This is a genomic window from Streptomyces subrutilus, assembly GCF_008704535.1.
GTDB classification, from domain to species: domain Bacteria; phylum Actinomycetota; class Actinomycetes; order Streptomycetales; family Streptomycetaceae; genus Streptomyces; species Streptomyces subrutilus.
On the sequence record NZ_CP023701.1, the window covers coordinates 6,359,493 to 6,378,234 of the forward strand.

16 protein-coding genes are annotated in these 18,742 nt (G+C 74.8%); 8 read left to right on the forward strand and 8 right to left on the reverse strand.

The window, feature by feature from the left end:
* Positions 1-38: 38 nt before the first annotated feature.
* Together CP968_RS28325 and CP968_RS28330 are read right to left on the reverse strand one after the other, a co-directional pair.
* Positions 39-2,063, reverse strand: coding sequence for an ATP-binding protein (locus CP968_RS28325; protein WP_150520687.1), 2,025 nt, complete (start codon positions 2,061-2,063; stop codon positions 39-41).
* Positions 2,064-2,199: 136 nt separating this feature from the next.
* On the reverse strand, positions 2,200-3,147 hold the full coding sequence (locus CP968_RS28330; protein WP_229886688.1) for a fibronectin type III domain-containing protein: 948 nt from the start codon (positions 3,145-3,147) through the stop codon (positions 2,200-2,202).
* A 206-nt stretch (positions 3,148-3,353) separates the two neighbouring features.
* Between CP968_RS28330 and CP968_RS28335 the strand changes: the two genes are divergently transcribed.
* The 8 genes from CP968_RS28335 to CP968_RS28370 all read left to right on the forward strand — a co-directional run bounded on the left by CP968_RS28335 (position 3,354) and on the right by CP968_RS28370 (position 12,330).
* Positions 3,354-5,129: a putative Ig domain-containing protein gene (locus CP968_RS28335; protein WP_150520689.1), complete on the forward strand. Its 1,776-nt coding sequence runs from the start codon at positions 3,354-3,356 to the stop codon at positions 5,127-5,129.
* A gap of 65 nt (positions 5,130-5,194) precedes the next feature.
* Positions 5,195-6,808, forward strand: a complete 1,614-nt coding sequence (locus CP968_RS28340; RefSeq protein ID WP_150520690.1) for an ABC transporter substrate-binding protein — start codon at positions 5,195-5,197, stop codon at positions 6,806-6,808.
* A gap of 46 nt (positions 6,809-6,854) precedes the next feature.
* On the forward strand, positions 6,855-7,820 hold the full coding sequence (locus tag CP968_RS28345; RefSeq protein ID WP_150522176.1) for an ABC transporter permease: 966 nt from the start codon (positions 6,855-6,857) through the stop codon (positions 7,818-7,820).
* Entirely contained in the window at positions 7,813-8,679 is an 867-nt protein-coding gene (locus CP968_RS28350) for an ABC transporter permease (protein WP_150520691.1), read from the forward strand. The genes CP968_RS28345 and CP968_RS28350 overlap by 8 nt, the downstream gene beginning before the upstream one ends.
* A gap of 98 nt (positions 8,680-8,777) precedes the next feature.
* Positions 8,778-9,689 (forward strand): oligopeptide/dipeptide ABC transporter ATP-binding protein, encoded by a 912-nt coding sequence (locus CP968_RS28355; protein WP_150522175.1) that lies wholly within the window; start codon positions 8,778-8,780, stop codon positions 9,687-9,689.
* On the forward strand, positions 9,682-10,341 hold the full coding sequence (locus tag CP968_RS28360) for an ABC transporter ATP-binding protein (protein WP_150520692.1): 660 nt from the start codon (positions 9,682-9,684) through the stop codon (positions 10,339-10,341). The genes CP968_RS28355 and CP968_RS28360 overlap by 8 nt, the downstream gene beginning before the upstream one ends.
* Positions 10,342-10,439: 98 nt before the next feature.
* Positions 10,440-10,634: a hypothetical protein gene (locus tag CP968_RS28365; protein ID WP_150520693.1), complete on the forward strand. Its 195-nt coding sequence runs from the start codon at positions 10,440-10,442 to the stop codon at positions 10,632-10,634.
* Between the two features lie 127 nt (positions 10,635-10,761).
* Entirely contained in the window at positions 10,762-12,330 is a 1,569-nt protein-coding gene (locus tag CP968_RS28370; protein ID WP_150520694.1) for a hypothetical protein, read from the forward strand.
* 53 nt (positions 12,331-12,383) lie between these two features.
* Here the strand turns inward: CP968_RS28370 and CP968_RS28375 are convergent, their stop codons facing one another.
* From CP968_RS28375 to CP968_RS28400, 6 genes are all read right to left on the reverse strand, one after another.
* Complete coding sequence (locus tag CP968_RS28375; RefSeq protein WP_150520695.1) at positions 12,384-13,001, reverse strand: cytochrome b/b6 domain-containing protein; 618 nt, start codon at positions 12,999-13,001, stop codon at positions 12,384-12,386.
* Entirely contained in the window at positions 12,985-13,638 is a 654-nt protein-coding gene (locus tag CP968_RS28380; RefSeq protein ID WP_150522177.1) for a molybdopterin-dependent oxidoreductase, read from the reverse strand. Before CP968_RS28380 ends, CP968_RS28375 begins: the two co-directional genes overlap by 17 nt.
* Positions 13,639-13,808: 170 nt before the next feature.
* Positions 13,809-14,936: an LLM class flavin-dependent oxidoreductase gene (locus tag CP968_RS28385; protein WP_150520696.1), complete on the reverse strand. Its 1,128-nt coding sequence runs from the start codon at positions 14,934-14,936 to the stop codon at positions 13,809-13,811.
* An 11-nt stretch (positions 14,937-14,947) separates the two neighbouring features.
* Positions 14,948-16,030 (reverse strand): LLM class flavin-dependent oxidoreductase, encoded by a 1,083-nt coding sequence (locus tag CP968_RS28390; protein ID WP_150520697.1) that lies wholly within the window; start codon positions 16,028-16,030, stop codon positions 14,948-14,950.
* Positions 16,027-17,412, reverse strand: a complete 1,386-nt coding sequence (locus CP968_RS28395) for an NtaA/DmoA family FMN-dependent monooxygenase (RefSeq protein ID WP_150520698.1) — start codon at positions 17,410-17,412, stop codon at positions 16,027-16,029. The genes CP968_RS28390 and CP968_RS28395 overlap by 4 nt, the downstream gene beginning before the upstream one ends.
* Before the next feature lie 25 nt (positions 17,413-17,437).
* Positions 17,438-18,661, reverse strand: a complete 1,224-nt coding sequence (locus tag CP968_RS28400) for an LLM class flavin-dependent oxidoreductase (RefSeq protein ID WP_229886685.1) — start codon at positions 18,659-18,661, stop codon at positions 17,438-17,440.
* Between the last annotated feature and the right edge of the window lie 81 nt (positions 18,662-18,742).

Here is an 18,742-nt window from a genome sequence, read left to right on the forward strand (position 1 = left end):
ACGGGAGCCCGCGCGGCAGGGCGCCCACCGGCCGGGCCTCAGCCGGTGGGCGCCGTCGTGCCGCCCCGGAAGGCCTTCTCGTACGCCGCGTCGCCGATCGCCGCGCGGGCCCGCCGCTCGCCCTGGTCGCGCAGGGCCGTCAGCGAGGGCGAGCCGCCCATCTGGGGCCGGCCCACCGTGCGCCACCAGGCGTGCCCCGTGCCCAGCAGCCGCGCCGCGAGCTCCCCGTCGCCCAGCCCCGCGACCGCCGCGGCCAGCACGTCCAGGCCCAGCGCCATGCCCAGCCGGTCGCCGAGCAGCCGTTTCCCGGACAGCATCGCCCGCACGTGCCGGGCGGCCTCCCCGTGGTCGCCCAGGCCCAGCGCGGCCACCGCGAGCACGTAGTCCGCGTAGGCCCGCAGCCAGCGTTCGCCCAGCTCCGCGCAGCTCTCGCGCAGGGTCCGGGCCTCCTGTGCGGCCTCCTCGTAGCGCCGCAGGTCGCACAGGGCGTAGCCGGTGGCCAGCTTGCACAGCAGCCAGCCCGGGGCGCTGGCGCTCCCGCCGTGGGCCGCCCGGGCCCGGGGTCCGGCCAGGGCGAGGGCCCGTAGGGGGTCGCCGGGCATCAGCACCGAGACGGCCCGCAGGTACGCGGCGCGCAGTTCCGGTTCCGGATCCGCGAGCCGGTCCGCCCCGCGGGTGCAGCGCTCCCCGAGGTCCTGGGCCGTCTCCATGTCGCCCTGGAGCAGCGCGGTGAGCCCGAGGGCCCACTGCGCCTGCTGGTACGCGGCCCCCTCGGCCGGAGCGGCGCGCAGCGCCCGTTCCAGGAAGCCCCGGCCCTCGTGCACGTGCCCGCACGCGAACCAGTGGAACCACAGGGATCCGGCCATTTCCAGGGCCGCCACCGGATCGGTGCCCAGCAGGTGTTCCAGGGCCGTCCGCAGGTGCGCGTGCTCGGCGGTCGTCCTGCGGTACCAGTCGACCTGCTCCGGGCCCAGCCAGCCGCGGTCGGCGGCCCGGGCGAGCGTCGCGTACCAGCGGGCGTGCCGGTCGGCGGTCAGCCGGACCTCGCCGAGCTCGCCCAGCCAGTCGTGCCCGTACTCGCGGATCGTGTCCAGCATCCGGAAGCGGGCCCCGGCCCCGCGCTCCTCGGTGCGCCGGACCACCGACTTGGCGACCAGTCCCGCGAGCACCTCCTCCACCAGCGGGGCGGGCAGTGGGCCGCCCGCGCACACGGCCCGCGCGGCGGCGGCGTCGAAGTCGCCCGTGAAGACCGACAGCCGGGCCCACAGCAGCCGTTCCACCGGCTCGCACAGTTCGTGGCTCCAGCCGATCGTGGTCCGCATCGTCCGGTGGCGGGGGAGTCCGCCGGTCCCGGTGTCCGCGGCCGCCTCGAAGCCCGCGCCGAGCCGCTCCGCCGTCTGCTCCAGGGTCCACAGGCGTAACCGGGCTCCCGCGAGCTCCAGGGCCAGCGGGATGCCGTCCAGGCGCCGGCAGACCTCGGCGGCGACCTCGGCGCGGGCCGGGTCGGCGAAGGCGGCCGCGGCCTGCGGTGCGGCGGCGAGGGCCCGGGTCCGGAAGAGGGCGAGGGCGTCGCTGTCGGGCCCGTCGCAGGGCAGCGGCCGGACCTCGACGACCCGCTCGCCGGGCGAGCCGAGCGGCTCGCGCGAGGTGACCAGCACCGTCAGCCCGGGCGCGGACTGCAGGAGTTCACCGACGAGGTGGCGGGAGACGGCCACCAGGTGCTCGCAGGTGTCGAGGACGAGGAGGAGGCGCTTGTCCGCCATCCAGGCGCACAGCTCCTCGTCGAGCGGCTGCGCCGAGTGGTCGGCGAGGCCGACGGCGTGCGCGACGGTGGCGGTGAGCAGTCCGGGGTCGCGCAGCGGGGACAGCTCGACCCACCAGACGCCGTCGGGGTGCTCCCGGTGGGCGCGGGCGGCGGCCCGCAGCGCGAGCCGGGACTTCCCGACGCCGCCCACCCCCGTCAGGGTGACCAGCCGGCGTTCGCGCAACCACCCGTCGAGCAGGTCGAGTTCGCGCTCCCGGCCCACGAAGCCCGCCGATTCCGGCGGCAGGTTTCCCGGCACGGCGCCCGAGCCTGGTTCAGGGGGGCCGCCCGAGGAACCTGCCTGATTGTTGTTGACCGAGTACTCACCGAACACGGATGTATTGTGCGTGATCTTCTTGCGCTGCAGGGCCGTTCGGGTCGGATCGCCCGCGCCCTCACCCCGTGAGGGTGACCGCCCGCTCCGCCGAGAAGGAGCCCCAGTTGCCGTCGGGCAGCCTGGCCCGCAGCTTCACCCGCCACACCGTCCCGGCCGGCTCGGTCACCGTGATCCGGTGCTCCACCCGCCCGCTGGGCACCGCGCCGGCGCCGAACTGGACGGTCGTCGTCAGCCGTCCGTCCACCCAGAGCTCGTACTCGCTGGTCTCGCGGCCCGTGTCCGGGGCGGTCCAGGAGAGGGTGACCATCCCGGGGGAGGCGGCCGCGGTGAAGTCCGAAGGGGCCGTGCCGGGGCCGGCGCCGGAGGCGGGCGGGGTCGTCACGTCCACGGCCGGGCCGTCGGGGGAGGAGTTGTCGGCGCCGTCCCGGGCCCGGACGGTGAAGGTGTAGACGGTGTCGGGCTGGAGGCCGGTCACGGTGGTCGAGGTCTCGCCGGGCCCGGCGGTGTGGATGCGGGCGCCGCCCTGGTAGACGTCGTACGCGGTCACGGCGGTGTCGTCGGTCGCCGCGGACCAGGACACGAGGGCGGCCCGGGGTCCGGTGGCGCGGGCCGTCGTGGCGCCCGGGGCGGTGGGTGCGCGGCCGTCCTCGGCCTTGGCCGCGGGGGTGGTCGCGGAGGCGGCCGGACCGGTCGCGGAGAGGTTGCCGGCCGCGTCCTTCGCCCGCACGGTGAAGGCGTACGCGGTCTGCGGGGTCAGGCCCGTGACGTCCATCATGGTCTTCTCGGCGGGGAGTTCGCGGACCAGCCGGCCGGCCTGGAAGACCTGGTAGCCCGTCACCCCGTCCCGGTCCGCCGCGGCGTTCCACATCACGTGCACGGTGGTGGCGCTGCCCGCCTGCGCGGTCAGGCCGGCCGGGGCCGGCGGGGGCTCGGTATCGGACGCGGTGCACGCCGCCAGGCCGCTCAGGGCCAGGCAGAGGGCGAGCGTGGGGGCGCTGCGTCGCACGGGGTGCCTTCCTCGGCTTCCGGTTAATGGTCTAGACATATATGGCACGGGCGGCCGGGGCCGGGCAACCCCCCGGTCGCCTCCGGTTGTGCCAAATGCGGCGGGGCGCAAGGGATTTCCCTCATGCCGACGGGGGCCGCCGCGCGCAGGGTGGGGGGCGGCCCCGGCGCAGAGCCGGGCCTCCCCCCACCTGAGAGGCACCTGCCGTGACACGTCCACGCTTGCGCACCACCGCGACCGCCTGGGGCGCGGCCGCGGCCACCGGGCTGCTCGCCCTCGGCGCCCTGACCGGCCTGGCGCACGCCGCCGTCCCGCGGCCCGCCCCGCCGGCGGTGGCCGCCCCGTCCCCGGAGCCCGCCGCCGGCGCACTGGCGGAGGCGGTACGCCGCGACCTCGGGCTCGACGCCGCCCAGGCCCGGCTGCGGCTGGCGCGGGAGGCCGAAGGGGCCCGTACCGCCGACGAGTTGCGCGCCGGGCTCGGCGACCGGCTCGCCGGGGTCTGGTTCGACGGCGGTACGGGCCTGCTCCAGGCGGCCGTCGCGGACGCGGCGGCGGCCGACCGGGCCGCGGCCGCCGGCGCCGTCCCGCACCGGGTGGCCCGCGGCGCCGGGGCCCTGCGCGAGGCCCGTGCCACCGTCTCGGCCCTGATCGGCGCCGGGGTGCCCGGGGTCGCCGGCTGGGGCGTGGACCAGCGGGCCAACCGCGTCGAGGTGGTCCGTACCGTCCGCACGCCGCAGAACGAGGCGCTGGCCGCCCGGCTCGCCGCCGCCCTGGGCGACGCGGTGCACGTGGCGGACGCGGGAGCGGACGCGGCGCCGCGCCAGCAGGCGGGCGACGTGGTCGGCGGCGAGAAGTGGGTGCCGGGCAGCGAGAGCCCCTGTTCCGTCGGCTTCTCGGTCACCGGCGCGGGCGGCCTGAAGGGCTTCCTCACCGCCGGCCACTGCACCAACGACGTGAGCCAGGCCGCGTACGGCAAGGACGGCACCCGCGTCGGCACCTCGAACAAGGGCGGCGGACGCAGTGTCAACGCCCGCGAGGGCGACATGGGCGTGGTCGACGTGGACCAGGCCGGGTGGAACGTGGCACCCAGGGTCTCCGGCTACGGCCAGGGCGACGTCACGGTGACCGGCTCCGCGGACGGGATCGTCGGGCAGGCCGTGTGCCGTTCGGGCCAGACCAGCAACTGGCGCTGCGGCGAGATCACCAAGGTCGACCAGTCCGTGGACTACGGCAGCGTCGTCGTCGACGGCCTCTCCTACACCGACGCCTGCTCGGCGGGCGGGGACTCGGGCGGCTCGTACGTGAGCGCCACCGGCGGCAGGGCGCTCGGCATCCACTCCGGCGGCGGCAGCAACACCTGCGGCAGCGGCGGGGAGACCTTCACCATCTTCCAGCCGGTGAACGAGGCCCTGGCCAAGTGGGGGCTGACCCTGGCCACCGCCGCACCGCAGCCGGGCGCGGTGACCGTCTCCGCCGTGGCCGACCAGACGAGCGCGGTCGGCGAGGCCGTCACCCTGAGGAACGCCGCGAGCGGCGGCACCGCGCCGTACGCGTGGACGGCCGCGGGACTTCCGGCCGGGCTCTTTGTCGACCGGTCCACCGGCACGGTCGCCGGCACGCCGACGGCGGCCGGCACCTCCACCGTGACGGTCACCGCCACGGACGGCGCCGGGCGGTCCGGCTCGACCACCTTCTCCTGGACCGTGGGCGGGGGCTCCGGAACCCCGCCGGTCCTCCAGAACCCGGGCAGCCAGAACGTCACGGTCGGGCGGCCGGTCAGTCTGCGGATCACCGCCTCGGGCGGTTCGGGCAGCCGCTCCTTCACCGCGACCGGCCTGCCGGCGGGGCTGTCGATCGACCGGGCCAGCGGGCTTGTCTCGGGCACGCCCACGACCTGGGGCAGCCGGGGGAGCCGGATCACGGTGACCGACGGGGCCGGCACGACGGCGTCGGCGGACGTGACCTGGTTCGTCTTCTTCTGATCCCGTCTGGCATTATTGCGATCTCTTTGCAATAACGGATGATCGCGAACAGGGATGTGCACTGCATGACGGCCCGGACAGTAAGGGGAGTGGCCAGGGCGACGCTGGCCGCCGCGCTCATCACGGGCGCGGCGGCCTGCTCCAACCCCGCGGGGGGCGCCGCCGCGGGATCCGCCGGAGCGGACTCCGCGGTGGTGGGCATCGCCAGTGAGCCGGAGAGCCTCAGCCCGCTGCTGGGCTACGGCAAGGACGGCAACTCCAAGATCTTCGACGGACTGCTCACGCACGACGCCGGCATGCGGCTGCGGCCCGCGCTGGCCGAAGCCCTCCCCGAGGTCTCCGCGGACGGGCTGACCTACACGTACAAGCTGCGCCAGGGCGTGAAGTTCAGCGACGGCGCCCCCTTCTCCGCGAAGGACGTCGTCTTCACCTACCGGACGATCCTGGACCCGAAGACCAACAACGCGTCCAAGACCGAACTGGACGCGATATCCGGCGTCGAGGCACGCGGCGAGGACACCGTCGTCTTCACCCTGAAGTACCCCTACGCTCCCTTCGCCGAGCGGACCGTCCTGCCGATCGCCCCGCAGCACATCGCGGGCGCGCAGGACGTCAACAGCGGCGAGTTCACCACCCGCCCCGTCGGGACCGGACCGTACCTGCTCACCGGCTGGTCCAAGGGCGAGAAGATCTCCTTCAAGGCCAACCCCGCCTACTGGGGAGGCGAGCCCGCGGTGAAGAAGTTCACCATGGCCGTCATCAAGGACGACGACGTCCGCGCCACCCGGCTGCGCTCCGGCGAACTGGACGCGGCCATCCTGCCGCCGAACCTGGCCAAGGGCCTGGGCGGCAAGGGCGCCGGGGGCACGGCGCGCACCACCCTCGCGGCCAAGACCTTCGACTACCGCAACGTGACCCTCCCGACCCACCACCCGGTCACCGGCGACCCGGCGGTGCGCCGGGCGCTGGACGTCGCCGTCGACCGCGCGGCCATGGTGGACAAGCTGCTGGAGGGCGCGGGCAAGCCGGCCTACGGGCCGGTCCCCACCGACAGCCCCTGGTTCACGGCCGGCACCGAGCGCGCCCACGACCTGGAGGGGGCGAAGCGGATCCTCGACGACGCGGGCTGGAAGGCCGGCGCCGACGGGGTCCGCGTCAAGGACGGCGTCCGCGCCTCCTTCCCGCTCTGGTACACCTCCGGCGACAAGATCCGCCAGGACCACGCGCTCGCCTTCGCCTCCGACGCGAAGAAGGCCGGCATCGAGGTCAAGACCGAGGCGGGCACCTGGGAGGTCATCGAGCCCCGGATGAAGACCGAAGCCGTCCTCGCCGGCGGCGGCTCCCCGGCCGACCCCGACTTCGACCAGTACCCGCTGCTGACCTCCTCGCTCGCCGGCGACGGCTTCAACAACATGGCCTGGTACGACAATCCGGTGGTGGACCGGGCCCTCGGCGACGCCCGCCGCAGCGGCGACCCGGCCGTGCGCAAGGCCGCGTACGACACCGTGCAGCGCGAGCTCGTGAAAGACCCGGGCTACGTCTTCCTCACCCACATCGACCACCTCTACGTCGTGAACGACACGTGGGAGGGGCTCACCACGCAGGTCGAGCCGCACGACCACGGCCTCGGCGCCGGTCCGTGGTGGAACGTCGAGGCCTGGAAGCCGAAGCAGAAGTGAGCCGGAGCACATGACGCCCCCCTCCGGCCGACTGCCCTGGGGGCCGATGGCGCGCATGGCGGGACGGCGGACCCTGTTCGCCGCCCCCGTCCTGCTCGTCGTCACCTTCGGGGTCTTCGCCATCGCCGCCCTGTCCCCCTTCGACCCGGTCAAGGCCTACGCCGGCACCGCCGGCCTGACCGCCTCGCAGGACCAGCTCGACCAGCTGCGCGCCAACCTCGGCGTGGACCAGCCGCTGGTCGCCCGCTGGTGGGAGTGGCTCACCTCGGCCCTCACCGGCGACCTCGGGACCTCCGCCGTCATGCGGCAGTCGGTCGCCGACGTCATCGGGGAACGGGCCGGCTGGTCCGCGCTGCTCGCGGCCGCCGCCTTCGCCCTGGCCGTCCTGCTCGGCACCGCGCTGGGCGTGCTGGCCGCGCGGCGCCGGGGCGGCTGGCTGGACCGGGCCGTCACCTCCCTCGCGTACACGCTGGAGGCCGCCCCCGCGTTCTGGATGGGGCTGCTGGCCATCTGGTTCTTCTCCGTACGGCTGGGCGTGCTGCCCTCCGGCGGCCTCACCGACGCGGGCAGCGACGTGGTCACCTTCGGCCAGGTCGCCTCGCACCTGGCGCTGCCCGCGCTGGTCCTGGGCACCTCCCAGCTGCCCTGGTTCTACCTGTACGTCCGCCAGGGCGTCGCCGACGCGCTGGAGGAGGACCCCGTGCGCGGTGCCCGCGCACGGGGACTGGCCGAGCGGACCGTCCTGCTCGGGCACGCACTGCGCTCCGGGATGCTGCCCATGCTGACCCTCGTCGGCTCCCGGGTCCCCGAACTGATCACCGGCGCCCTGCTGGTGGAGACCGTCTTCAGCTGGCCCGGCATCGCGGCGGCCACCGTGCAGGCGGCCACCTCCGTGGACTTCCCGCTGCTCGCGGCGCTGACGGTGCTCGCCACGGCCGCGGTGCTCGCCGGGAACCTGCTCTCCGACCTGCTGTACGGGCTGGCCGACCCGAGGGTGGGCTTCGATGGCTGAAACGGTGTGGCGGTCCGCCGGGAAGGCGCGGACCTCGACGCGGAACCTGCGCGTGCGGACCTCGGCGGTGACCGTGGTGCTGATCGTATTGGCCGTGCTGCTGGTGCCACCGTTGGTCCGGCTCGACCAGCAGGCGGTCGACTTGTCGGCAAAGCTCCTGCCGCCGTCGTGGGCACACCCCTTCGGGACCGACGACGTCGGCCGCGACCTGCTGCTGCGCTGCGTCTACGGACTGCGGGTCTCGCTGCTGGTCGGGCTGGTCGCGGCGCTCGTCGCCACCGTCATCGGCACGGCGGTCGGCGCGGCGGCCGGGGCGCTCGGCGGTTGGACGGACCGGCTGGTCATGCGGGTCGTGGACACGCTCTCCTCGATCCCGCACCTGCTGCTGGGCATCTTCATCGTGGCGCTGTTCCGGCCGGGCGTCTGGCCGGTCGTGGTCTCCGTGGCCGTGACCCACTGGCTGTCGACGGCGCGCATCGTCCGAGCCGAGGTCCTCTCCCTGCGCGGGCGGCCCTACGTGGACGCGGCCGTCTCGGGCGGTGCCTCGCGCCTGCGCGTCGCCGTGCGCCACCTCGTCCCCGGCGTGCTGCCGCAGGCCGGACTGGCCGCCGTGCTGATGGTCCCGCACGCCATGTGGCACGAGTCGGCCCTCTCCTTCCTCGGACTCGGCCTGCCGGCCCACCAGGCCAGCCTGGGCAACCTCGTACAGGGCGCCCGCGGTTCGCTGCTGGCCGGGGACTGGTGGCCCACCCTCTTCCCCGGCCTCTTCCTGATCGTCCCGACGCTGGCCATCGCCGGCCTCGCGGGCGCCTGGCGCGACCGCCTCAACCCCCGCCGCCGTTCGGAGCTGACCCTGTGACCCGCCCCGAAGACACCGCCCCGACCGCAGCGGCCGGGGCCGCACCCGGGCCCGAAGCGGCCGTGCTCCGCGTCGACGGGCTCAGCGTGCGGTTCCGGATGCGGGGCGGCCGCCACGTCGAGGCCGTCACCGACGTCTCCTTCCGGCTCGCCCCCGGCGAGTGCCTCGCCCTCGTCGGCGAGAGCGGCTGCGGCAAGTCCGTGCTCGCCTCCGCCCTGCTCGGCCTGCTCCCCGGCAACGCCGAGACCGCCGGGTCGGCCCGGCTCGCCGACGGCCTCGACGTGCTCGCCGCCGACGAGCGCACCCTCGCCCGGACCGTGCGGGGCCGGCGCATCGGTCTCGTCCCGCAGAGCCCCGCCGCCCACCTCACCCCGGTCCGCACCGTCCGGGCGCACCTGGAGGAGACCGTCCGGGTGCCGGGCGCCCCCGCGGGCCTGCGCGGGCGCCGCGGCCGGGCCGCGGTGCGGGCCGCGGCCCACGCCGCCGCCGAGCGGGCCGCCTTCCCCGCCACCCACCTCGACCGGTACCCCCACGAGCTGTCCGGCGGCCTCGCCCAGCGCGCCGCCACCGCCCTCGCCCTCGTCGGGGACGCACCGCTGCTGCTCGCGGACGAGCCGACCACCGGCCTCGACCGGGACCTCGTCCACCGCACCGTCGACGAACTGCGCGCCCACACCCGGCCGGCCGGCCGGGCGCTGCTGATGATCACCCACGACCTCGCCGCCGCCGAGCGCATCGCCGACACCGTCGCCGTGATGTACGCCGGACGGATCGTCGAGACCGCCCCCGCCGCGGCCTTCTTCGGCGCACCCGGCCCCCGCCACCCGTATGCCGCCGGCCTGCTCGACGCCCTGCCCGAACGGGCCTTCGCACCCGTCCCCGGCGCCCCGCCCGAGCTCGGCGACCTCCCGGACGGGTGCGCCTTCGCCGCCCGCTGCGCCCGGGCCGACGCCGTCTGCCGCGCCGAGCGGCCCCCGCTGACCGAAGGGGTGGCCTGCCACCATGCTTGAGCTCGCGGACATCACCGCCGGCTACGACCGCCGCGAGCCCGTCGTCCGCGGCGCGCACCTGGCCCTGCGCCCGGGCGAGGCCGTGGGACTCCTCGGGCCCAGCGGCTGCGGCAAGTCCACCCTGGCCCGCGTCGCCGCCCTGCTGCACCGCCCCGACCGGGGCACCGTGACCCTCGACGGCCACCCCGTCACCGGGTTTCGGCACCGGGCCCCGCGCGCCCTGCGCACCGCCGTGGGCGTCGTCTTCCAGCAGCCCCGGCTCTCCGCCGACCCGCGCCTGCGGCTGCGCGACCTCGTCGCGGAACCGCTGCGCGCCACGGGACGCCGTACGGAGGCCGACGCCGCCGTCGCCGAGCTGGCCGAGCGTGTCGGACTGGGCCGCGACCTGCTGACCCGGCGTGCCCACGAGGTCAGTGACGGGCAGTTGCAGCGGGCCTGCCTGGCCCGCGCCCTGGTACTGCGGCCGCGCTGGCTGGTCTGCGACGAGATGACGGCCATGCTCGACGCCTCGACCACGGCAGCGCTGGTCAACGTGGTCGAGGAGTACCGCGCCGACACCGGCGCCGGCCTCCTCGCCGTGGGCCACGACCCGGTCCTGCTGGGACGCTGGTGCGACCGCACGACCCGCTGGGACGAGATCGTCAAGGACTGACGTCCCGTCACGGTCCGTCAACACCCGTACGGCGGACACGGGTTCCGCCCGGAGCCACCCCCTCCTGCGCCACCATGGCGGCGCACAAGGAGGTTCCTGTGGTGATTTCCCTCTCCGTGGTCGTCCTGCTGCTCGTCTTCGTGTGCCTCTTCCTGCGCGGTGGCGGCCTCAAGCCCTCGCACGCCCTCGTCTGCGTGCTCTTCGGCTTCCTGCTCGCGGGCAGCAGCCTGGCCGCCACCGTCCACGACGGCCTCACGGCCACCGCCGAGGCCGTCTCCGGCCTCGACCCGTGATCGACTGTTGCGCGTTCGTGAATCATGAGGCCCTCCCATGGACTCCTCGGGCCCCGCGATCTAGCGTCTGGCGGCGGCGCGACATCAGACGAACTGTCAACAGAACTGAAGAGAGAGGGGAGTGCGGATGCTCCGAAGAGCGTTGAACTGCGCGGTGTTCCCGATCGTCGTCGCCTTCACGGCGATCTACGGCACCGTGCCGGCCCAGGCCGAGGAGATACCCAAGGCCCCCGGCCACCGCCTGGTCGGCTCCTACGAAGGCGCCCCCGCGGCCGCCGCCCCGCTGCCCGGCGAGGCGCCCCCGCAGCACCCCTTCCTCGCGCCCAACGGCCGCAGCGGCATGCACTCCGACGCCGCCGGCAGCGCCACCTCGCCGTGGTCCGGGCCGCTCGGCAGGAACCCGCAGGTCACCAGCGAGAAGATCGCCGCCCTCGGCGGCGAGTGCGCCACCGCCACCTTCGACGCCGGCGGCCGGCTCGTCACGGTGTGCGGCACCTTCACCGGCTTCAAGGTCAAGCTCCTGGAGCCCCGCACCCTCGCCACGCTCGCGGAGTACCAGCTCCCGCAGCGCTCTTCCACGGTCGAGGCGATCACCTCGCTCGACTTCGCGAAGATCTTCAAGGACACCTCGGGCGGTGCCTACTTCTACCTGGACAACCAGGACCGGGCCGTGCTGGCCGACTCCCGCCAGCACATCCTGCGCCTCTCCCACGCGCAGAGCCCGGACGGCAGTTGGAAGTTCACCGTCGACGACGACTGGGACCTCACCGGCCAGGTCCCGCACGACTGCGTGACCTGGACCAACCTGTGGCCCAGCGGCACCTGCGACCCGGTCACCTCCGTGATGCCGGACTGGGACGGCCGCATCTGGTGGGTCACCCGCCAGGGCCGCGTCGGCACCGTGGACCCGGCCACCTCGCGGATCCGCTCGGTACGACTGGAGGGCGAGGAGATCCAGAACTCCTTCTCGGTCGCCGAGGACGGCGTCTCCATCGTCACCGACCACGCGCTGTACAGCTTCCGGGCCGGCCCGGACGGCATCCCGCAGGCGCAGTGGCGCCAGGTCTACGACCGGGGCACCTCCTCCAAGCCCGGGTCCGTCAACCAGGGTTCGGGAACCACGCCGGACCTCTTCGGCAACGGCTACGTCGCCATCACCGACAACGCCGACGACCGGATGAACGTGCTGGTCTACCGGCGCGGCAACGACGTCCCCGCGGACCGGCGGCTGGTCTGCAAGGTGCCCGTCTTCGGCTCCGGTGCCTCCACCACCGACAACTCCCTGATCACCTGGGGCAACAGCATCGTCGTCGAGAACAACTACGGCTACGAGAACCCCACCACCCTGCTCCTCGGCAAGTCCGTCGTCGGCGGCGCCAGCCGCATCGACGTCCGGGCCGACGGCAGCGGCTGCGACACGGTGTGGCAGAGCGCGATCCGCTCGCCCTCCGTCGTCCCCAAGCTCTCCACCGCGAACGGGCTGCTCTACTTCTACGAGAAGGAGCCCAACCTCTGGGGCATCGACGCCTGGTACCTCACCGCGGTCGACTTCCGCACCGGTGAGCGCCGCTGGCGCCAGCTGACCGGCACCGGCGCGCTGTACGACAACAACTGGGCGCCCCTCACCCTCGGCCCCGACGGCACGGCCTACGTCGGCGTCTTCAACGGCATCGTCGCCGTCCGCGACGGCGGCTGAGACCCCGCGGGGTGCGGACCGGACCGGACCGCGATCCGGCCCGTACCCCGCCGCTACCGCTCCTCGTGCTCCCACAGCGGGTGCTCGCGCGCGGCCCACTCCCGCCCGACCGAGCCCGTCCGCATGCCGCGCCGGGCCTCCGGGTCGGCCAGGGCCTTGCCGATGTGCCCGGCCAGCACCACCACCAGGGCCAGGGCCAACCAGTCGTGGACGAAGGTGGCACCGGTCCGCCAGACCAGCGGCGCGAGACCCGTGAACCACATCAGCAGCCCGGTGCCCAGCATCACCAGGACGGCCCCGGCCAGCCAGCCCGCGTACACCTTCTGCCCCGCGTTGAACTTCCCCGCCGGACGCGCCCCGCGCTCGCGCCGCAGCGCGGCCCGCAGCCACTGCCGGTCGTGGGGACCGAACCGGTTCAGCCGGCGCAGATCGGCCCGGAAGGCGGACGAGGCCAGGCCCAGCAGGAAGGGCACGGGCAGCAGCAGCCCGGACCACTCGTGCACCGTGACCACCAGCCGCCGCCGCCCCACGAGCTCCGCGAGCGGCGGCAGGTACAGGCAGGCGGCGCCGGCGACGCACACCAGGGCGAGCCAGGCCGTCGTGCGGTGGACCAGGCGCTGGGCAGGGCCGAACCGGCGCACGCGCCGCTGCCCGTCAGACCGTGGGAGCATCGTCGCGTCCGTTCGAGCGGCCGACCCAGGCGTCCACGTCGTAGCCCAGGCGCTCCCAATAGCCCGGCTCGACCCGGTCGGTGAGGGTGATGCCGGAAAGCCACTTGGCCGACTTGTAGAAGTACATCGGGGCGACGTACAGCCGGACCGGGCCGCCGTGGTCGTGGCCCAGCGGCCGGTCCTGCATCCGCAGCGCCACCAGGACGTCGTCCCGGCGGGCCTGCGGAAGGGTGAGGCTCTCGGTGTACGTGCCGTCGAAGCACTCGAAGCGCACCGCCCGCGCCTGCGGGCGCACCCCGGCGGCGTCCAGCAGCCGCGGCAGCGACACCCCCTCGAAGGGGGTGCTCGGGACCCGCCAGCCGGTGACGCACTGGACGTCGCGCACCACCCGGGTCTGCGGGAGGGCGCGCAGGGCGTCGAGCGTGTACGTCCCCGGCCGGTCGACCAGGCCGTTGACAGTGAGCCGGTAGTCCTGCGGACCCCGCTCGGGGACGGAGGAGGCCACCGAGTAGTAGCGGAACCCGCCGCCGTTCGGCAGCAGCCCGCTCAGCCCGGTCGGATCGCTCCCGACGACGGCCTCGAAGCCGCGCTGGAGGTAGGGGGCGGTGACCAGCCCGGCCGCGCCCAGGCCGAGCATGCCCAGGACCAGCCGGCGGCCGACCGGGGCGCCCCGGCCGTCGGGGTCGGTGCGTTCTTCTGTGCTCACCCCTCGATTCGACCACCGGCGCCCCCGGGATGCCAGGGGCGGCGGGCCGCCGTCAGACTTCCGTCACACCTGCCCGCCGGCCCCCGCCCGCCCCCGCTGGATCAGCGCCTGGCCCACTCCTCGGCCAGCAGGCGGTACGAGCGGACCCGGGCCGCGTGGTCGTGGGTGATCGTGGTGATCAGCAGCTCGTCGGCGCCGGTCGCCTCCCGGAGCCGCTCCAGGTGGTCGGCCACCGTCGCGGCCGTGCCGACGAACCGGGTGTCCACCCGGTCCGCCACCAGGGCCTGGTCGGCCTCCGTCCAGGGCAGCGCGCGCGCCTCGGCGGGCGAGGGGTACGGGATCGCGCCCTCGGCCGTCCGGATGCTGCGCACCCAGGGCGCGTACCCGGTGGCCAGCTCGCGGGCGGTCTCCTCGTCCTCGGCCACCACCACGTCGGCGGAGACCGTCAGGTAGGGCCGGTCCAGCTCGTCGGAGGGCTTGAACGCCGCCCGGTACCCCTCCGCCGCCTCCAGCACGGACGCGGGGCTGACGTGGTAGTTCGCCGCGAAGCGGAGCCCGTTGCGGCCCGCCGCCTCGGCGCTCACCCCGCCGCTGCTGCCCAGGATCCAGACCTGGACGTCGGCCCCCTCACCGGGGACCGCGTGCGCCTCCACCCCCTCCGGGGAGCGGTACTGGCCCCGCAGCAGCGCGAGGACGTCGTCCACCTGCTCGCCGTACTCCTGCGGCCGGGCCCCCGGCAGGTTGAGCAGCTTCTGCTGGAGCGCCACCCGCGGGTGGCCCAGCAGGTGAGCGAAGGAGAACGGGGCCGGGATGCGCAGCCCGTTCGGGGTGTACCCGTCCACCACGGGGGTGGCCGGCCGTGCGGGCCCGTCCGGGCCCGGCTGCGGCCGGCCCGCGGAGCGGCCCAGGCCCAGGTCGAGGCGGCCCGGGTGCAGGGCGTCGATCAGGCCGAACTCCTCCACCGTCGACAGCGCGGTGCGGTGGCCGAGCTGGACGGCGCCGGAACCGATGCGGATCGTGGTGGTGGCCGAGGCGGTCAGCGCGAGCACGACCGCGGGAGAGGTCCCGGCGACGCCGGGATTGAGGTGGTGCTCGGCGAACCAGTAGCGGGCGTAGCCGAACCGTTCCGTCTGCCGGGCCAGGTCGATGCTGTGGTGCAGGGCGTCGGCGGCCGTCGACCCGGAGGTGACCGGGACGAGATCGAGGACCCCGAGGGGGATGCCGGACATGACGGGGCTCCTTAGAGATCGGGTGAGCGGGGGGCGCGGGGGAGCGCGGGGGCGTCGGCGAAGGACGGATCGGGGATCGAGCGGCGCAGCTCCGGAGCGATCTGCGCCTGGAAGAGCTCCAGGGAGGCGCGGTGCTCCGCGTCGGTCAGTCCGCCGGGCTCGGCCTGCAGGTGCAGGACGGTGTGGCCGAACTCCTCGTGGTAGCGGTGCACCTTCTCGATCACCTGCTGCGGGCTGCCGATCAGTGCCGAACTGCGCTCGACGAAGTCCTCCAGCGTCGCGAAGACGGGGGCGACGCCCTGGAGCCGGTGCGCGGCGAGATAGCGCTCGAACGCCGGCCGGTAGGCGGCCACGGCCCGCTGCGAGCTGGGCGCGGTGTGGAAGCCGGCGGTGCCCGCTCCCACGACCGCGTGCGCCGGGTCGTGCCCGTACGCCTCCCAGCGCTCCCGGTAGTGCCGGATCAGCTCCGCGTACGAGCCGATCGGATGCGTGACGTTCGCCGAGAACAGCGGGTCGCCGTAGCGCGCCGCCAGGTCGACGGACTCCCTGCTCGTCGCGCTGCCGTGCCAGACCCGCAGGGTCCGCTGGTAGGGCCGGGGCAGCACCTCGGCGGCGGTGAGCGCGGGCCGGAAGCGGGGCCGTGCGGTCACCTTGTCCTCGCGCCAGATCTTGCGGAACAGCTCGTAGCCCTCGGCGTTGCGCTCCCACTGGTCCTCGGGCGTCACGTCGAACAGCTCGCGCTGCGCCGAGCCGTTCCCCTTGCCGATCATCAGCTCCAGCCGGCCGTCGCTGAGGTGGTCGAGCGTCGCGTAGTCCTCGTACGCCCGTACCGGGTCCAGCAGGCTCAGCGTGGTGACCGCGGTGTACAGCCGGATGCGGTGGGTCAGCGCCGCGACGTGGGCCAGGACCACCGGCGGCGAGGAGGACAGGAACGGGCGCTCGTGGCGCTCGCCCACCCCGAAGCCGTCGAAGCCGAGCTCCTCCGCCAGCAGCGCGGAGGAGACGACCTGCCGGAACCGCTCGCGGGTCGGCGTCGGGACGCCGGTCAGCGGGTCGGACGAGTCCGTGATGAGGGTGATCGCGAGGAACTTCACGAGGCCGCGACCTGTCGTCCGGTCGGCGGTGCGGCCTCCGGCACGGCGATCCCGAGGTGGTCGCGCAGGGTGCTGCCCTCGTACTCGGAGCGGAAGACGCCGCGTTCCTGGAGCAGCGGGACGACCGTGTCGGCGAAGACGTCCAGGCCGCCGGGGGTGATGTGGGGGACGAGGATGAAGCCGTCGGCCGCGTCCGCCTGCACCAGGGAGTCGATGGACCGCGCGACCGTGTCGGCGGTGCCGACGAACGTCTGGCGGGAGGTGGTCGCGATGACCAGCTCGCGGATCGACAGGCCCTTGGCCTCGGCGAGCTCGCGCCACTGCCGGGCGGTGGCGAGCGGGTCGTTGAACTGCCGCACGCTCGCCCTCCCCAGCGCGATCGTGTTCTCCCCGACCTCGGGGTCCACGTCGGGCAGCGGGCCGTCCGGGTCGTAGCCGGACAGGTCCCGGTTCCAGACGTGTTCGAGGTACTTGATCGCCGTCTGCCCGCTGACCTGGAGGCGGCGCACCTCGTGCGCGGTCTCGTGGGCCTCGGCGTCGGTGTCGCCGAGCACGAAGGTGGCGGCGGGGAGGATCTTCAGCTGGTCGTGGGTGCGGCCGTACGCGGCCAGCCGGCCCTTGACGTCGGCGTAGAACGTGCGCCCCTCGTCGAGCGTCGCGTGCCGGCCGAAGATCGCGTCGGCGCCGGAGGCGGCGAACTCCCGGCCCTCGTCGGAGTCGCCCGCCTGGAAGACCACGGGCCGGCCCTGCGGGCTGCGGGGCACGTTGAACCGGCCCTCGATGTCGAAGTGCTGCCCCCGGTGGGCGAAGGCCCCGGCGCGCGCGTCGCGGAGGAACGCGCCCGATCCGGCGTCCGCGGCCAGCTCGGTGCCGTCCCAGGAGTCGAACAGCTCGATGGCCGTGGACAGGAACTCGCGGGCCCGGGAGTAGCGCTCCTCGCGCGGCAGGAACCCGCCGCGCCGGAAGTTCTCGCCGGTGAAGGCGTCCCAGGAGGTGACGACGTTCCAGGCGGCGCGGCCCTCGGAGAGGTGGTCGAGGGAGGCGAACTGGCGGGCCACCTCGTAGGGCTCGTTGAAGGTCGAGTTGATGGTGCCCGTCAGGCCGAGCCGTTCGGTGACGCCGGCCAGGGCGGCGAGGACGGTGAAGGTGTCCGGCCGTCCCACGACGTCCAGGTCGTATATCCGTCCGCCCTGTTCGCGCAGCCGCAGCCCCTCGGCGAGGAAGAGGAAGTCGAACTTGGCGCGCTCGGCGGTCCGCGCGAAGTGGACGAACGAGTCGAAGTCGATGTGGCTGCCGGCCGCCGGGTCGCTCCAGACGGTGGTGTTGTTGACGCCCGGGAAGTGGGCCGCGAGATGGATCTGCTTGAGCGGCTTGGTGCTCATGGTTCGTCCTTCCGGATCGTCCGGGTCAGGCGGCGGGGCCGGCGGTGGCCGTGAGGGTGGTCCGCGCCGCGTAGCGGCTGGCCGGGCGCTCCAGCCCGAGCAGTCCGCGCAGGGTGTCCGCCTCGTAGGCGCGGCGGAAGGCGCCGCGGCGCTGGAGCTCGGGCACCAGCTTCCGGGTGAGGGCCGGCAGGTCGTGGGCGGTGGCGCCCGGCCGCAGCCGGAAGCCCGTCAGGCCCGCCGCCCGGCGCTCCAGCAGCAGGTCGGCCAGGCCGGCCGGGGTGCCGGTGAAGACCTCGGTGTCGTCCTCGAACGGGGCGCCGGCCAGCGCGTCGAGCCGCTCGCGGCGGGCCGCGGCCGCCTCGGCGTCGTCGTCCAGGAACACCGTGAGCTCGCCGAAGAGGTGCAGCGGCCGGTCTCCGAGCCCGGCCGACTCGCGCGCCTCCCGGACCGCCGCCACGGCCGTGCGCGCGGCGTCGGGGGAGCGGGCGGCCAGGTACCCGACGTCCGCGGAGCGGGCGATGAGCCGGTACGAGGCCCCGCCGTCGCCGAGGGCGGTGACCACGGGCTGCCCCTGCGGCGGGCGCGGGGTGATGGACGGGCCGCGCACGCTGAAATGGGGTCCCTCGAAGTCGATGTAGTGCAGTTTCTCCCGGTCGACGAACCGGCCGGTGGCCACGTCGCGGATCTCCGCGTCGTCCTCCCAGCTGTCCCACAGCCGCCGGACGGCCTCGACGTGGTCGGCGGCCTCCTCGTACAGCTCCGCCTCCGGCAGCGGGCCGGTGCGGCGGCCGAAGTGCCGTGCCTCGTCGGCGCGTCCGGAGACCTGGACGCGCAGGCCGGCGCGGCCGCGGCTGACGTGGTCGAGGGTGGCGACGGCCTTGGAGATGTGGAACGGCTCGGTGTGGGTGGCCGTCACGCTCGGGACCAGCCCGATGTGCCGGGTCAGCGGAGCGACGCGGGCCGCGGTCAGTACGGCGTCCAGCCGGCCGCGGACCCGGTCGGTCCGCTCGTCGGGCCCGTCCGGTGCGGAGGACTGGAGGGCGAGCGCGTCCTCGAAGGTGACGAAGTCGAACAGCCCCGCCTCCGCCTCGGTGACGGCGTCGGCCCAGTAGCGGGCGGTGAACAGGGCCTGCGGCCGGGTCCCGGGCTCGCGCCAGGCGGCGGGGTGCCGGCCGGCGCCGTCGAGGGCCACGGCCAGGTGCAGCGGTGCGGAGGAGGAGGGAGTGGAGGATGACGGGGGAACGGACACGTCGGAATACGCCTTTCCTGATCGGCGTGCGGAAGATGAGCCGGTGCGGGGTCGCGAATTCGTCGTCCCGTCAGGCATTTC

Bases quoted from the DNA above. Each gene is read 5' to 3' on its own strand.
- CP968_RS28380 (WP_150522177.1), bottom strand. From the start codon at position 13,638: ATGCTCGGCCTGGGCGCGGCCGGGCTGGTCACCGCCCCCTACCTCCAG.
- CP968_RS28375 (WP_150520695.1), bottom strand. From the start codon at position 13,001: ATGCTCCCACGGTCTGACGGGCAGCGGCGCGTGCGCCGGTTCGGCCCT.
- CP968_RS28385 (WP_150520696.1), bottom strand. From the start codon at position 14,936: ATGTCCGGCATCCCCCTCGGGGTCCTCGATCTCGTCCCGGTCACCTCC.
- CP968_RS28360 (WP_150520692.1), top strand. From the start codon at position 9,682: ATGCTTGAGCTCGCGGACATCACCGCCGGCTACGACCGCCGCGAGCCC.
- CP968_RS28370 (WP_150520694.1), top strand. From the start codon at position 10,762: ATGCTCCGAAGAGCGTTGAACTGCGCGGTGTTCCCGATCGTCGTCGCC.
- CP968_RS28350 (WP_150520691.1), top strand. From the start codon at position 7,813: ATGGCTGAAACGGTGTGGCGGTCCGCCGGGAAGGCGCGGACCTCGACG.
- CP968_RS28395 (WP_150520698.1), bottom strand. From the start codon at position 17,412: ATGAGCACCAAGCCGCTCAAGCAGATCCATCTCGCGGCCCACTTCCCG.
- CP968_RS28345 (WP_150522176.1), top strand. From the start codon at position 6,855: ATGGCGCGCATGGCGGGACGGCGGACCCTGTTCGCCGCCCCCGTCCTG.
- CP968_RS28355 (WP_150522175.1), top strand. From the start codon at position 8,778: ATGCGGGGCGGCCGCCACGTCGAGGCCGTCACCGACGTCTCCTTCCGG.
- CP968_RS28340 (WP_150520690.1), top strand. From the start codon at position 5,195: ATGACGGCCCGGACAGTAAGGGGAGTGGCCAGGGCGACGCTGGCCGCC.